Origin of the sequence: Kaistella sp., from assembly GCF_032060305.1 — a bacterium.
Lineage (GTDB): Bacteria > Bacteroidota > Bacteroidia > Flavobacteriales > Weeksellaceae > Kaistella > Kaistella yananensis.
The window spans coordinates 1-14,093 of the sequence record NZ_DAMBHK010000023.1; the positions used below are offsets into that span (position 1 = coordinate 1).

Below are 14,093 nucleotides of genomic sequence, written 5' to 3' on the forward strand. Positions count from 1 at the left end.
CTCGCGATTTCTTAGCGCCCATGCTAGTTTTGGATCCACTTCCAGATCAAGAAACGGATTATTTTTATCTAAAATTTCATCGGCACCAAATCCATAGAAACGCATCAGCCAATCCGCTTGGTATAAGCGGTTTTCCCGGAGAATTGGAACCTGCGAATGAATAGAAGGAAGGCGGCTGTCTTCCAAAACCGGTACATAGCCTGAATAATAAACGCGTTTTAGATTAAAGTTTTGGTAAAAATGATTGGCTACCTTTATGATTTTTAAATCGGTTTCGTTGGTGGCTCCCACGATCATCTGTGTAGATTGCCCGGCAGGTGCGAATTTCGGAATTTTTTTAAATATTTTTCTTTCGTCTTTATACAAAATCAATTCATTTTTAACAAAATCCATCGGCTTGATCATTTCTGCGTGGGATTTGTCGGGAGCCAATAGTTTGAGCCCTTGTTCAGTCGGAATTTCGATATTAATGGAAAGGCGGTCCGCATATAGCCCTGCCTCCTTCATCAGCTCTTCGCTAGCTCCAGGAATTGATTTTAGATGGATATAACCATTGAAGCGATGCTCGGTGCGTAATTTCTTGGCAACACGAACCAGGCGTTCCATGGTGGTATCTGCATCTTTGAAAATTCCTGAACTTAAAAAAAGACCTTCAATATAATTTCTGCGGTAAAAATTGATGGTTAAATCCACAACTTCTTCCACCGTGAAAGCGGCACGTTTAATGTCGTTTGATTTTCGGGAAACACAATATGCACAATCAAAAATACAGTGATTAGTCAACAAAATTTTAAGCAAGGAGACGCATCTCCCATCTTCGGTGTAGGAATGGCAAATACCGGAAGCATGGCTATTTCCTAAACCATCATTGTTTTTACGGTTTCCGCCACTTGAAGAGCAGGAAACATCGTACTTTGCAGCATCTGCAAGTATTTCTAATTTTTCCTGAATGCGTGAGAAATCCATTATATTATGTTAAATTAAACAAACAAATTTAATAAAAAAATGATGAACAAGAGTAGTTTTTCGATAACTAAATTTGAATTATTTTTCAAAAAAAATCCCATCCGAAGATGGGAATAATTGGTTGTCGAAGAGGGGGGCTTAAAGTGGAACCATCTCCGTTACTTCCACATCGTATCCACCGACCAACGGCTTTTGATTCACGTTTTGAGTGATCACGCGGAATTTGGTAATTCCTAAATTCTTTAAGATCTGGGTTCCAATTCCGTAATCGTGGAAATTAGAAGCTAAAGTAGGTCTTTTCTCCTGCCCATCCTGGAAATCGATAAACTGTTGCAACTTTCTCAAGGTGTTTTCAGCGTTCGATACGTTGTTGATGAATATGATTGCACCTTTTCCCTCGTCATTAATCATCTTGGTGATTTTTTCCAGCAAAGGTTTTTCACCGGAAGAAAGTCTGTTAAGGACATCAAAATAAGAATTAGATGCCTGCACGCGCACCAAAACGGGTTCATTTGCAACCCAAGTGCCTTTCGTTAAAGCAAAATGAATCTGGTCGGTGCTGGTTTCTTTAAATGCATAGAAATCGTAGTCGCCATAGAAGGTTTTCACTTTTCGCTCTTCGATACGTTCGATCAAATCGCCTTTTTTCAGTTGATAATGAATAAGATCCTCGATGGAAATAATCTTCAAATCATGTTTTTTTGCCAACTCTACCAATTCCGGAAGACGGGCCATTGATCCATCATCGTTCATGATTTCACAAATGACGCCTCCTTCTTTCAGGCCTGCTAATTTGGTGAGATCAATTGCTGCTTCGGTGTGACCGGCTCTTTTCAGTACGCCACCTTTTTTTGCTCTCAACGGGAAGATATGACCGGGCCTCATGAAGTCGGTTGGTTTTGTATTTTCGTCCATCAATGCTAAAATGGTTTTGCTGCGGTCGCTTGCCGAAATACCAGTAGAAACGCCTTCTCCTAAAAGATCTACAGAGACGGTAAATGCGGTTTCTTTCGGGTCGCTGCTTCGGGTCACCATAATGTCAAGCCCTAGTTCGTCGCATCTTTTTTCAGGAAGCGGAGTACAAATAAGCCCTCTTCCGTAGATCGTCATGAAGTTGATGATTTCCGGAGTGGTCAATTCTGCTGCGGATAAAAAATCGCCCTCGTTTTCGCGGTTTTCGTCATCTACTACGATGATTATTTTTCCGTTCCTCAGGTCTTCTATTGCTTCGGGAATCGTGTTAAGTTTAATATCTGACATTTTACTTTTTTAGATGGCGCAAAGATACTGAGAATTAAGAAATTCGGCAACGATTATTTGGACAGAGTTTTTTGCCCTTGCGCTGTTATTCTTATTCATAAAATATCGGAAAAACAAAGCCTTAAAAACCTCGGAGATTTTATAATTCAGCAGATGAAATAAAGTAATCAATCAGTTAAATCAGGTAATCACCCGAACATTCTGCCTACGGCATTTTTAAATATTTCATAAGATTTAAGACGCGCTTCCTGTTCGTAAATATGGGCGGTAATCATCAGTTCATCTACCTGAAAGGCTTCCTGAAAGTTTAGCAGCTGGGTTTTTATCGTTTCTTCATCACCAATAAAACTGTAATGAAGCATTCGCATCACGTGCGCCTTCTCCATCGGATTCCAAACATCATCGATATCATTTACTGGCGGTGAATAGGGTTTTCTGTCGTTTCTGATGATGTTGAGAAAAGCCTGATAGAGTGTTGTTGCAAGTTTTTTTGCCTCCTGATTGGTTTCGGCGGCTATTCCGTTGACGCAGGCAATGATATAAGGCTGCGGAAATTTATCGCTGGGATTATAATTTTCTCGGTAAATATTAAAGGCATTCACCATCATATCGGGTGCAAAGTGTCCCGCGAATGCGTAAGGTAAGCCCATTTCAGCGGCAAGCCAGGCGCTGTCGGTACTCGATCCCAATACATAAATTGGGATGTCGCATCCTTCTCCGGGAATGGCCCTCACTAAGCTGTCTGCATTTTCAACCGAAAAATATCGCTGCAATTCCTGAATCTGCCTCGGGAACTGTTCGTTGATGATCATCGGGTTTCTTCCCAACGCTTTTGCCGTTAAGCCGTCGGTTCCGGGCGCTCTGCCTACGCCAAGGTCAATTCTGCCCGGGAAAAGGCTTTCCAGCGTTCCGAACTGTTCGGCAATAACAAGTGAACTATGATTGGGGAGCATTACACCGCCAGACCCAACACGGATTTTTTCGGTTCCGTTGGCGATAAAGCCGATTAATACAGAGGTTGCAGAACTTGCAATGCTTGCCATATTGTGGTGTTCGGCAAGCCAGAATCTTTTATAATTTAATTGCTCTGCAAATCTCGCAAGTTCCAGGCTTTCGTTAAAGGTATCGTGTATGGTTTTGTTCTGTTTTACCGGAGCTAAATCCAGTACAGACAATTCGAATTTTTTCATGTAAATCCTTTTAAATATGACTTCAAAAATACGGCCTTTAAACCTTTAAAAATAATTTTGCTGATACTTAAAACAAATTGCCGGCATTTTTTTTAACGATGTATAAAATTTTGTGGAAATTTGCGTTTCAATGAAAATTAAAACGTGCGAAAATTCCTTACGCTCCTGCTGTTGACCTTTACTTTAAGTTTGTTTTCTCAGCAAAATACGATCTCTGTTACGGAGGTTTCCGGTTTTCCGAGGATAAAGTCTTCGGTCACCATGGCGGTGAAAATACCGCTTTCTGAGATTGGGAACCTGATTAACGCTTCGGTGCAGAATTTAATTTTTGAAGATAGTTCCTATAGCGATAACAATAACGACCAGTTTAAAGTAAAAGTCTGGAAAACCAGGCCTATACGTCTGGTTGGGGGAACAAAACAGAATCTGCTCATTGAAGTTCCGCTGAAAATATGGGCGGAAAAAGGAATCGGCACGCTCGGTATCTATTCTTACCAAAACACGACGTTCGAAACCGTGATGTACTTCAATACCCAGCTTACCTTCAATAATAACTGGACGGTGACGACAAAAACATCGCCGATGGGTTTTAAATGGGTAGTGAAACCCGTGCTCGATTACGGTAAAATTAAAGTTCCCATTACTTCCCTGGTCGAAACCAGCCTGAGACAGCAACAGGAAGATTTTTCCAAAACCATTGATGAAATGATGCGTTCTCAGCTTAATTTTCAGAAGTATGCGGTAATGGCCTGGAATCAGTTTGCCGAACCCTTCAATATTTCAGCAGAGTTCAGCACCTGGCTGAAAATAACTCCGTTAAGTATCAATATTTCCCCGCTGGTGTTTTACGGAAACCAGATTGAAGCAAATATCGGGATCGATACTTTTTCCGAAACTTTTACAGGGAAAAAACCGGTGTCAGCACCTTTAATAAAAACCATAGCCAATTTTAATTCAGTTCAGGCTTTACCGCAAAAGTTTATACTTCAGACTACCGCCAATATTCCATTTACCGAAGCCACAAAAATTGCTGAAACTATGTTTTTAGGTAAAGAATTTGATTTACGGGAAGGCAAGTCAAAAATTAAAATTACTTCCATAAAAGTTTATGGCGAGGATGGAAGAGTGATGATTGAAGCAAAAACAGAAGGAATGATGAATGGTATTTCGTATATCTCGGGAATTCCGGTGTATGACGAACATAAAAGGAAGATTGTTTTAACCGATACGAAGTTTAAACTGAAAACGAAAAACGTTCTTCAAAAGACTGCAACGCTGCTTTTTCAGGGGAAAATAGTGAAGATGATTGAAGAGGAATATGGCATCCCAACCGCTGATTTGGAGGATGCATCGCGGAAAAGTATCGAAGAAACTTTTAATAAAGAATATTTTAAAGGTCTGAAAATGCAGGGAAAAGTATTCGACCTCAAACCCTCGCAAATTATTCTAAATCCATCTGGCATTACCGCCATAATCGATACGGAAGCACAGCTGAAACTTCAGGTACAGGGGATGTAAATGCTTTTTTTGTAATTTTGTTTCTTTACATTTTAAAAAATTTTCTATATTTGCAAACCCAAATGGTTCTTTGGCCGAGTGGTTAGGCAGTGGTCTGCAACACCATCTACAGCGGTTCGAATCCGCTAGGAACCTCCAATGAGCAAGTTTCTGTTTTACAGTGACTTGCTTTTATTTTTTAGGAAACTTTAACATTTTTAACATTCCGCTAACACAATAATGGTTTCGTTTTTGGCTTATAGAGGAAAATAATATGAACTAAAAAGAAAGATTATGAAAAATATACTCACAGCAGGATTTATGTCAGTTCTATTAATGACAGCCTGTACAAAGGATAACTCCGTAGCAGAAAAATCTCTGGAACAGCAGAAAATGGAATTCCAGGCAAGACAGCTTGAGATTGAGAAACAGAAACTCGCCATCGAGAAAGAAAAAATGGCGTATGAAACACAGAAAAAGCTGGACAGTATTGAAGAAGATAAGAAAGCTAAAGCTCAGGCCGTAGCCGCAAGACCACAGGTAATTCGTGAAACTAAAACTGTGTATGTGAACAATACACCCAGACGTTCATCAAGCTCATCATCGTCTTCAGGTTCAAACTCTGAAACCTATGCAGGAACTTCACAGGGAACTACCCAAAGACAGGGGATGAGTAAGGCCGCGAAAGGTACCATCATCGGTACGGTAGGTGGTGCAGCAGCAGGTGCAATTATTAATAAGAAGAACCGTGCAGCCGGTGCAGTAGTCGGCGGAATTATTGGTGGTGCAACAGGTTATACCATCGGTAGAGCCGGCGACAGAAAAGACGGTAGAGTACAGTAGAAGACCAAATTTCACATGCATATAAAGAAAAGATTGCTTAATTTTAAGCAATCTTTTTTATGCTTTATCTACTGTTTTCCCTTATCGTTCTGATTCCGGTTTTCATAGGTTTCGGAGAAATTTTTCAAAGTACATTTGGAAAGGTTTCCTTTGGAATTTCGGCAAAAATAGTCACAGGAATGCTGACGGTTTCCGTGATCTGGACGGTCTTCTCCTTTTTCACACCACTGAATATCGCCATCGAACTTTCTACGGTTTCAGTGGGTTTGCTGGCATTTTTCTCTTACGGAACTTACCATCAGCTCTGGAAGTTTCTCAGCAGCGTTAAAATTTCTTTTTGGCTGCCCACACTCGCGGCAATTTTCTTCGCATCCTTTGCGCCTTTTATTCTCGACCATTTCGGGTATTACGTCCCCACAATAAAATGGATTGCGGAAGTAGGCCTGGTTCGCGGGATTTCAAATCTTGATTTATTACTGGGGCAAATGTCTGTCTGGCATATTTTGCAGGCGGGCTTCTCTGATTTTTCAGACCCTTTTATGCGCTTAAATCTGGTTGCTGCCATGGCCTTCCTGATGTACATTTGCGAGAAAAAAGTGTGGATTCATCTGGTTTTCCTGCCTTTTTTATTGCTCTTCATCCAGTCGCCAAGTCCCGAATTTCCTGCAATGGTATTTTCCTTCATCATCCTTACAGAATTATTTAGAGGAAATAGAAATCCCGGGCTTCTATTTACCATTTCGGTATTGGTTTTTGCCATAAAACCCACAATCATTTGGCTGCCTATTTTTGTTGTACTTCACATGGTATTTATTTCAAAATTAAGCCTTAAGGTTTTTCTTCCGGGAATTATCTTGCTCTGTATTTTTCTTTTCAAAACCTTCTGGACTTTTGGTTATCCTGTTTTTCCGGTACAGGTGCTGGATTTGGGATTGCCATGGAAGCCCAATGCAGAACTTTTGAAAAACTCTTCTGAAATGGCAATTCAGAAAACCTATGACATGCAGTTTACCGCTGCTGAAATTCAAAAATTCACGTTCATTGATCATCTGAAAAACTGGCTGTTTCTGGAGGGGATTAAAGGTAAAATACATCTCCTTTTTATCGTCAGCCTCTTCGTATTTCTCATCTTCGCGGTTAAGAAGAAATCCAAACTCATTTGGCTGCTGTTCATTGCGGTTTTTATAAAAAGCGTATTGGTGCTGCTTTTTTCAGCCCAATACCGGTTTTTTATTGATGTGTTCTTTGTGATCCTGTTTGTCTTTTTTTATCAGAAATGTTCTCAAAAAAATTCTTTAAAGATTTTCGCTGTACTGTCGGTTTTACTGGGCGTGTTTCTCTCGTTTCCCAATGTTCTTAAAACCGCTTTCCCGACTTTCCGGCCGGGAAACTTCATGACAGGTTTCAAATTTGACCAATTGTATAAACCCACAACCTTTAAACTTGAAAAATTTAAAACCTATCAGGTAGGAAATCTCCGTTTCAACGTAGTGCAGAATTATCCGTTCAGTTTCGATACGCCTCTGCCTGCTATTTCGCCTCAGTTTATTCAGGAGGATCTGGATGCGGGAATCTTTCCGCAGTTGAAAGGAAAAACCTTAAAAGAAGGCTTTATTTGGCGTAATATTTCAGAAGAAGAAAAAATTCAGATTCAGAAGATCCTGGACGAATGGAATGCTGAAAATCATGACTGAAATCCTCTCCGTTAAAGATTTCTGCGTGTTTACCTCACAACTTTTGATTAACTTTGTCCTATGTTCGATTTAGGAAATTTTCTTACCCTTTCCACCTTTGGTGAAAGCCACGGCGCTGCTTACGGCGGCATTATCAATAATTTTCCTGCAGGGTTGGCAGTGGATTTAGATAAGGTTCAGCAGGAGCTGGACCGCAGAAAACCCGGCCAGTCGGCCATTGTTACCCAGAGAAAAGAAAGCGATACCGTAAAATTCCTTTCCGGTATTTTTGATGGGAAAACTACGGGAACCCCTATTGGATTTACCATTGAAAACGAAAATCAGAAATCCAAAGATTACGACCATATTTCAAAAGCGTATCGCCCCAGCCATGCAGATTTTACCTACGACCAGAAATTCGGACACCGCGATTACCGTGGTGGCGGTAAATCTTCAGCACGCGAAACCGTAAACTGGGTGGTTGCCGGTAGCCTGGCGAAACAGCTGCTCCCGCAAAATGTAGAAATCAACGCTTATGTGTCTTCTGTGGGCGAAATTTTCTGTGAAAAACCTTATCAGGATCTTGATTTTTCTAAGACGGAGTCCAACGATGTACGCTGCCCAGACCCTGAAACAGCAGAAAAAATGATTTCGAAAATAAAGGAAATCAAAAAAGAAGGAAATACCATCGGCGGAACGATAACCTGCGTCATCAGAAATCTTCCCGTGGGAATCGGCGAACCCGTTTTCGGAAAACTACAGGCAGAACTCGCCAAAGCCATGCTCAACATTAATGCGTGCAAAGGTTTTGAATATGGCAGCGGATTTTGCGGTGCAAAAATGACGGGCAAAGATCACAACGATCTCTTCAATGAAGATTTCTCTACCAAAACCAATCTCTCAGGCGGAATCCAGGGAGGGATTTCCAACGGAATGGATGTTTACTTCCGTGTGGCGTTCAAACCGGTAGCAACCATTCTGCGTCCTCAGGAAAGTATGGATAAAGACGGAAATCCGGTTATTGTAGAAGGTAAGGGAAGGCACGATCCCTGTGTTTTGCCCCGCGCGGTTCCGGTGGTTGAAAATTTGGCTGCTTTCGTGTTGGCAGATCTGTACCTGATCAACAAATTACGCAGAGTTTAATTATACATAAATCAATTCAAGCTAAAAATATGAAAAAGTATTGGGACAAATCAATCAGTTTCGAAGCGTATATGGCAGTAGCCAAAGACCGGGTTGAAAATCCTGCAGATGGCGATGATCACAATGAATATTATGAGCTGGGTCTCCAGAGAATGGAGCGTACGCTGAAAACCTTCAAAGTCAGTGACGAGATGCTTTCAAGGCTAAAATCAAAGAATTTCGGCGGAAAAATTCTGATTATTTCGGAACCCTGGTGTGGCGACGCAAGTGCTACGGTACCTGCCGTATCTAAATTTTTTGAAGCTGCGGGTAATGAGGTAAGAATATTTCTGAGAGATTCAGACCAATCACTGATCGATCAGTTTTTAACCAACGGAACCCAGTCGATTCCCATGGTGTTGATTCTGAACGAAGATTTAACGGTAAAAAATGTCTGGGGACCAAGACCAAAATACGGATTGGAACTGCTGAAGAAATTCAAGGAAAATCAGGATACTTATCCACGTGAAGATTTTTACAACGATTTGCAGGTGTATTATGCCAAAAACCGTGGTGCAGACGCAATTGAGGAAATTATAAACTTAATTTAGTATGACGTTTTTTAAGAAAAATGCATTGTATTTAATTGTCATTGCCCTGGTGGCGGTGGTATTTCTTTTCCCGTCTGTACAGACGAAACTTAAAGAGCTTTTCCTTCCTGTGGCTGCCATAGAAAGTGCGGTAACCCTTCAGGATGAGGATTATGATGTGCAGCTGAAAGGCATCAATGTGCCGAGCACCAATCTTAAAAACCTGAAAGGAAACAAACTCGTATTTTTAAATTTCTGGGGAACCTGGTGTGCGCCGTGCCGCGAAGAGTGGCCCACGATTCAGGATCTTTATGAGGCCCGAAAAGATAAAATCGATTTTGTGCTCATCGCCATGCAGGACAAGGAAGAGGACGTGGTGAAATTTATGAAAGAGAAAGGCTACACGGCACCGGTGTACATCGCCCAAAGCCCGGTTTCCAAAAATATTTTGCCCAAATCTTTTCCCACCACTTTTCTGCTCGATAAAAACGGAAGAATTCTGTTGAAAGAAGATGCCTCGAAAGACTGGAACAGCAAATCTGTTAACGATTTCATCGATAATGTGATCCAATAACTTTAACTAATAATTAATATTTAATGGTACAGAATTTGTGAAATTTATTCCGTTTTTAAAAATCAAAACACGAAAATGAAATTATCAAAAATTGCACTGGCTAAAGAAGCTTTCAAACACAAAGGATTGATACAGAAAATCCCCGTAATCATCCGGATGATTAAATCCATCATGGGTAAAAGCGGTTATAAACCTCAGTTTAAGAACATCATCCTTCCGGGACTGGTGCTGCTTTATCTGATTTCTCCGCTGGATATTATTCCGGATTGGCTGCCTGTAATCGGCGTATTCGATGATTTGGCGCTGCTGGCATTCGCTATTCCGATGCTGATTGCCGAAGCTGAAAAATTTGTGGAATGGGAAGCTTCCCAGAAAGCTGATTCCAAAGTCATCGATGCAGAAATCATCAAATAATTGTTAAAAAATTTATAACACAAACCGTTCAAAAACTTGAGCGGTTTTTTTTGACAGAAATTGAAACCATAGCAAGGTCAAAGGAAGGTGTTAGCAATGTGAGTCACTTATCAGATAACTGTCAAACTTAGTAAGATTCCGTATTTATCAGTCCTTTCTTTTTGTTGTTTTCTGCTCTAAATGTTTCTGTAAATTTCCGTTTAGTACATCTCAGAAAAAATCAGGAAATTAGCGCCGTGAAAAAACTCATTTCCATTATCGGCACTACGGGCATCGGCAAAACAAAACTTGCCATCGAACTGGCGAAGCATTTCGGGACCGAAATTATTTCCTGTGACTCGCGGCAGTTTTTCAGAGAGATGAAGATCGGCACTGCAACACCTTCAGCAGAAGAACTGGCAGAGGTTCCCCATCATTTTATCGGAAATCTATCCGTGCAGGATTACTACTCAATTGGTCAGTTTGAAAAAGATGCAATCCAGAAAATGGAGAACCTCTTTACACGCCATGACGTTGTGATTTTGGTCGGCGGAAGCATGATGTACGAAAAAGCCGTCATCGGAGGACTCAACGAACTTCCCGAAGCCAACGAAGAAAACCAGCAGAAACTGGAAACAATTTTTCGTGAAGAAGGCATTGAAGCACTGCAGAAAATCCTGGAAAATCTCGATACTGAATATTTTAATATCGTAGACCGGGATAATCCCCGAAGACTGTTCCGCGCCATCGACATCATCTGGCAGACCGGTAAAACCTACACCAAAAATATTTCGGAGCAGGTAAAAAAACGGGATTTTGAAGTCATCAGAATTGGAATTGAAGCACCGCGCGAAACTATTTACGAAAGGATTAATCTGCGCGTTGATAAAATGCTGGAACAAGGTCTTGCTGAAGAAGTGAAATCCCTGCTGCCTTACCGGAATCTTATTTCCCTGCGTACCGTTGGCTATACCGAACTCTTTAGATATTTCGATGGCGAATGGACGCTGGATTTTGCCGTGGAGGAAATAAAAAAGAATTCGCGCCGTTTCGCAAAAAGACAGCTGACCTGGTACCGTAAAGAAACAGATATCCACTGGGTTAATTTTGAAAATTCAGTTCAGGAATCCTTATCTTTGCTCAGCAACCTAAATATTAAACCTAAAAATCAATAAAATGGCAGATACTCCTTCAAATATGCTCGAGCTGGGAACAAAAGCTCCCTTTTTCGAACTTCCCAATCCTTCGCACAGCAACGAAATTCAGTCGCTTGAAGAGCTGAAAGGTGAAAAAGGAACGCTGGTGATCTTCATGTGCAATCATTGCCCGTTTGTGCTTCATGTGATCGATAAACTGACGGAATTGTATGAAGATTACAGCGATAAAGGCATCGAGTTTATCGCAATCAATGCTAATGATGTGGAGAAATACCCGGCAGATTCCCCGGAAAAAATGGTGGAATTTCAGGTAGAACGTAAATTTGATTTTCCGTATCTCTACGACGAAAGCCAGGCGGTTGCTAAAGCTTATGATGCTGCCTGCACCCCTGATTTCTACTTTTTCGATGAAAAACTCGACTTAATTTACCGCGGCCAGATGGATGATTCCAGACCCGGAAATCAAAAAGAAATTACCGGCGAAGATTTAATTATCGCTTTCGAAAATCTTCTTGCAGGAGCGCCTCAGGAAGAATTCCAAAGACCAAGCTTAGGCTGCAATATCAAGTGGAAGTCTTAATAAGAGCAAGATAAAGCGGTATGTAAAAAATAGAAAGAGCCAGGTGTTTGATAGACCTGGCTCTTTTTATTTTTATCTTTTTACTTTAGAAGAAGGGATTATAATCTTTTTCAAAACCAACCGTTGTCGGGTTACCATGTCCGTTATACACTTTGGTATCGCCATCCAGAATAAATAGTTTCGTTCTGATGCTTTCGAGTAACTGCTCGTGGTTTCCTTTGTAAAGATCGGTGCGTCCGATGCTTCCTTCAAACAGTACATCACCGGAAACTACAAATTTGTGCGCTTCGTTGTGGAAGGCGATATGTCCCGGAGAGTGTCCAGGTACATGCAGGATTTTAAATTGATTTTCGTCAAGTTTCAATACTTCATTTTCTTTCAGGAACTGGATTTCGCCTTCAAAAGGTTTAAAGAAAAACCCGAACCGGTTGGCGTCCATGGGATTTCTGTCGAGCATTTCCTTTTCAGTCTCGTGAAGCAGTACAGGAACATTGTAAAGGTTGTAAACCGTCTGTAAACCCAATACATGGTCGATGTGGGCATGGGTGAGGAGAATATTCCGGATTTTTAAACCATTTTCTTCAATAAAATTCTGCAAAAGCCTGGTCTCTTCAGTGCTGAAGTTTCCCGGATCGATGATGAATGCATTTTTATGGTCATTATAAACCACATACGTATTCTCCGAAAAAGGATTGAAAACGAATGATTTTATCTTTAACATAGGAAGGAAATTAAGTTTCAAAAATACGGTTTTACGGAGAACTGTGCAGAATGGTTACAACAAATTGGCGTAAATTTCGTTAACTTCGTACGAATGAAATTTTTATCTCTCTTTTTTATCGCGCTTTCGTCACTTGTTTTGGGTCAGGATATCCGGAGCATTCAGTTGTTTAATCCGCAAACCAATGACGAAACTCCCGTGATCGGCTTTAATGAACAGCTGATTCTTAAATTTGATGACTTATCGAATTCCAGTACGGTTTACCGGTATACCCTCAAGCACTTCGACAGAAACTGGCAGGATGACGGGCTGTTTTTTACCGAATACGCCAACGGTAGCCTGAACGGTCTCATCGATAATTTTCAGTATTCTTTCAATACCTTACAGCCTTATACCAACTATACGCTGGCATTTCCGAATGATAAAATCCAGCCGAAGATCTCCGGAAATTTCGAGATTATTGTCTATAAAGATTCCCAAAACAAACCGCTGTTCAGTAAAAGATTTTCTGTCGTAGAAGACGGCGCTAATGTTGCCCTGAATATCAGCCGCACTACCGATGCACGGAGACCACAGGTTAACCAGCGCGTTGAGGTGCAGGCCATTGGCAATAATGCCGCACTGTCGCAGAACATCAATTCGGTAAGCCTGAATGTAATCCAAAACAACAACTGGAACACGGCGGTGTACAACCAGCGGCCAAGTTCTTCCCTTGGATACAAAATTCTGTTTCAGCAGATGAATCTCACTTTTCCGGGAAATAACGAGTTTTATTATTTCGACAACAAGAACATGAACCAGGCTTTCGATATGGTAGCCGGCGCAGAAACGGTAGAAGGAATCAATTACACGTATTTATATCCGGTTTGGGCGTTTCCGCTGAATTACCAGTACCAGCCTGACGTTAACGGCGCCTTTTATTTCCGAAGAAACGATTTGGGAATTGAGCGCGTGGCCGATAAAGAAGCCGATTACTCCTGGGTATATTTTGCGCTCGATTCCGAAAAAACAGATAAAGAAATCTATGTGCTGGGTGGTTTCAATGATTTTATTCCCACCAAAGAAAACCAAATGTTTTACGATGAAACCGCCAAGAAATATATCGCAAAAATCTACCTGAAACAGGGGTTCTACAATTATATCCTGGCCACTAAAAACACAGACGGAAGTCTGAATTTCGGTGAAATCAACGGCAGTTTCTGGCAGACAGAAAATCTTTATCAGGCCTATCTTTACTACAGACCTTTCGGCCGCAACTACGATGGATTAATAGGCTACGGCGAATTCCGAAAACCGGTAAGGTAGTATTTCAGGAGCTTTTTCCCGCTATCCACTGTATCTTTTGCTCTTCGTGCCTCATCACAAAAGGATGCCGCTCCTATCGGGGCTAGCGGAAACGTTGTAGAATTTAATTCGGTCCTAAACCAGATAAAATTCCCCGAGTTTTTCTTCGCATAAAGTTTTTACGACTTCAATCCATCGGTCTTCATCATTCAGACATGGGATATAGTGGAAATTTTCACCGCC

The 14,093-nt window shown here is 41.1% G+C and carries 14 protein-coding genes, 1 tRNA gene and 1 pseudogene; 11 read left to right on the forward strand and 5 right to left on the reverse strand.

Annotated features, from left to right (window positions below):
• From V5N63_RS04910 to V5N63_RS04920, 3 genes are all read right to left on the reverse strand, one after another.
• On the reverse strand, positions 1-966 hold a 966-nt coding region (locus tag V5N63_RS04910; protein ID WP_332033050.1), incomplete at its 3' end, for a putative DNA modification/repair radical SAM protein.
• A gap of 138 nt (positions 967-1,104) precedes the next feature.
• On the reverse strand, positions 1,105-2,226 hold the full coding sequence (gene ribB, locus V5N63_RS04915) for a 3,4-dihydroxy-2-butanone-4-phosphate synthase (protein ID WP_332020755.1): 1,122 nt from the start codon (positions 2,224-2,226) through the stop codon (positions 1,105-1,107).
• A 188-nt stretch (positions 2,227-2,414) separates the two neighbouring features.
• Positions 2,415-3,416 (reverse strand): LLM class flavin-dependent oxidoreductase, encoded by a 1,002-nt coding sequence (locus tag V5N63_RS04920; protein WP_332033051.1) that lies wholly within the window; start codon positions 3,414-3,416, stop codon positions 2,415-2,417.
• A 261-nt stretch (positions 3,417-3,677) separates the two neighbouring features.
• Between V5N63_RS04920 and V5N63_RS04925 the strand changes: the two genes are divergently transcribed.
• The 10 genes from V5N63_RS04925 to V5N63_RS04970 all read left to right on the forward strand — a co-directional run bounded on the left by V5N63_RS04925 (position 3,678) and on the right by V5N63_RS04970 (position 11,845).
• Positions 3,678-4,934 carry a DUF4403 family protein gene (locus tag V5N63_RS04925; RefSeq protein WP_332033052.1) on the forward strand — a complete coding sequence of 419 codons (1,257 nt, stop codon included), beginning with the start codon at positions 3,678-3,680 and terminating at the stop codon, positions 4,932-4,934.
• Between the two features lie 64 nt (positions 4,935-4,998).
• Positions 4,999-5,072: transfer RNA gene (locus V5N63_RS04930), tRNA-Cys, on the forward strand.
• 135 nt (positions 5,073-5,207) lie between these two features.
• Positions 5,208-5,756, forward strand: a complete 549-nt coding sequence (locus V5N63_RS04935) for a YMGG-like glycine zipper-containing protein (protein ID WP_332033053.1) — start codon at positions 5,208-5,210, stop codon at positions 5,754-5,756.
• A gap of 59 nt (positions 5,757-5,815) precedes the next feature.
• Positions 5,816-7,450, forward strand: coding sequence for an LIC_10190 family membrane protein (locus tag V5N63_RS04940; protein ID WP_332033054.1), 1,635 nt, complete (start codon positions 5,816-5,818; stop codon positions 7,448-7,450).
• 60 nt (positions 7,451-7,510) lie between these two features.
• The gene (aroC, locus tag V5N63_RS04945; RefSeq protein ID WP_332033055.1) at positions 7,511-8,572 is read left to right on the forward strand and encodes a chorismate synthase; all 1,062 of its coding nucleotides are present in this window, start codon (positions 7,511-7,513) and stop codon (positions 8,570-8,572) included.
• A 29-nt stretch (positions 8,573-8,601) separates the two neighbouring features.
• Positions 8,602-9,162 carry a thioredoxin family protein gene (locus tag V5N63_RS04950; RefSeq protein WP_332033056.1) on the forward strand — a complete coding sequence of 187 codons (561 nt, stop codon included), beginning with the start codon at positions 8,602-8,604 and terminating at the stop codon, positions 9,160-9,162.
• A gap of 1 nt (position 9,163) precedes the next feature.
• Positions 9,164-9,715: a TlpA family protein disulfide reductase gene (locus V5N63_RS04955; protein WP_332033057.1), complete on the forward strand. Its 552-nt coding sequence runs from the start codon at positions 9,164-9,166 to the stop codon at positions 9,713-9,715.
• Positions 9,716-9,790: 75 nt separating this feature from the next.
• Entirely contained in the window at positions 9,791-10,129 is a 339-nt protein-coding gene (locus V5N63_RS04960) for a YkvA family protein (protein ID WP_088468053.1), read from the forward strand.
• Positions 10,130-10,365: 236 nt separating this feature from the next.
• The gene (gene miaA / locus V5N63_RS04965) at positions 10,366-11,283 is read left to right on the forward strand and encodes a tRNA (adenosine(37)-N6)-dimethylallyltransferase MiaA (protein WP_332033058.1); all 918 of its coding nucleotides are present in this window, start codon (positions 10,366-10,368) and stop codon (positions 11,281-11,283) included.
• A gap of 1 nt (position 11,284) precedes the next feature.
• Positions 11,285-11,845: a thioredoxin family protein gene (locus V5N63_RS04970; protein WP_088468052.1), complete on the forward strand. Its 561-nt coding sequence runs from the start codon at positions 11,285-11,287 to the stop codon at positions 11,843-11,845.
• Positions 11,846-11,930: 85 nt separating this feature from the next.
• Here V5N63_RS04970 and V5N63_RS04975 read toward each other — a convergent pair whose 3' ends face one another.
• Positions 11,931-12,566: an MBL fold metallo-hydrolase gene (locus V5N63_RS04975; RefSeq protein WP_332033059.1), complete on the reverse strand. Its 636-nt coding sequence runs from the start codon at positions 12,564-12,566 to the stop codon at positions 11,931-11,933.
• Positions 12,567-12,659: 93 nt separating this feature from the next.
• Between V5N63_RS04975 and V5N63_RS04980 the strand changes: the two genes are divergently transcribed.
• Positions 12,660-13,871: a type IX secretion system plug protein gene (locus tag V5N63_RS04980; protein WP_332033060.1), complete on the forward strand. Its 1,212-nt coding sequence runs from the start codon at positions 12,660-12,662 to the stop codon at positions 13,869-13,871.
• Positions 13,872-13,985: 114 nt separating this feature from the next.
• Here the strand turns inward: V5N63_RS04980 and V5N63_RS04985 are convergent.
• A pseudogene (locus V5N63_RS04985) lies at positions 13,986-14,093 on the reverse strand (ferrochelatase); the annotation flags it as partial.

Coding starts and splice junctions, on each gene's coding strand:
- V5N63_RS04940 (WP_332033054.1), top strand. CDS start 5,816: ATGCTTTATCTACTGTTTTCCCTTATCGTTCTGATTCCGGTTTTCATA.
- ribB (WP_332020755.1), bottom strand. CDS start 2,226: ATGTCAGATATTAAACTTAACACGATTCCCGAAGCAATAGAAGACCTG.
- V5N63_RS04925 (WP_332033052.1), top strand. CDS start 3,678: ATGGCGGTGAAAATACCGCTTTCTGAGATTGGGAACCTGATTAACGCT.
- V5N63_RS04920 (WP_332033051.1), bottom strand. CDS start 3,416: ATGAAAAAATTCGAATTGTCTGTACTGGATTTAGCTCCGGTAAAACAG.
- V5N63_RS04955 (WP_332033057.1), top strand. CDS start 9,164: ATGACGTTTTTTAAGAAAAATGCATTGTATTTAATTGTCATTGCCCTG.
- V5N63_RS04950 (WP_332033056.1), top strand. CDS start 8,602: ATGAAAAAGTATTGGGACAAATCAATCAGTTTCGAAGCGTATATGGCA.
- V5N63_RS04960 (WP_088468053.1), top strand. CDS start 9,791: ATGAAATTATCAAAAATTGCACTGGCTAAAGAAGCTTTCAAACACAAA.
- V5N63_RS04980 (WP_332033060.1), top strand. CDS start 12,660: ATGAAATTTTTATCTCTCTTTTTTATCGCGCTTTCGTCACTTGTTTTG.
- V5N63_RS04935 (WP_332033053.1), top strand. CDS start 5,208: ATGAAAAATATACTCACAGCAGGATTTATGTCAGTTCTATTAATGACA.
- V5N63_RS04970 (WP_088468052.1), top strand. CDS start 11,285: ATGGCAGATACTCCTTCAAATATGCTCGAGCTGGGAACAAAAGCTCCC.
- aroC (WP_332033055.1), top strand. CDS start 7,511: ATGTTCGATTTAGGAAATTTTCTTACCCTTTCCACCTTTGGTGAAAGC.
- V5N63_RS04975 (WP_332033059.1), bottom strand. CDS start 12,566: ATGTTAAAGATAAAATCATTCGTTTTCAATCCTTTTTCGGAGAATACG.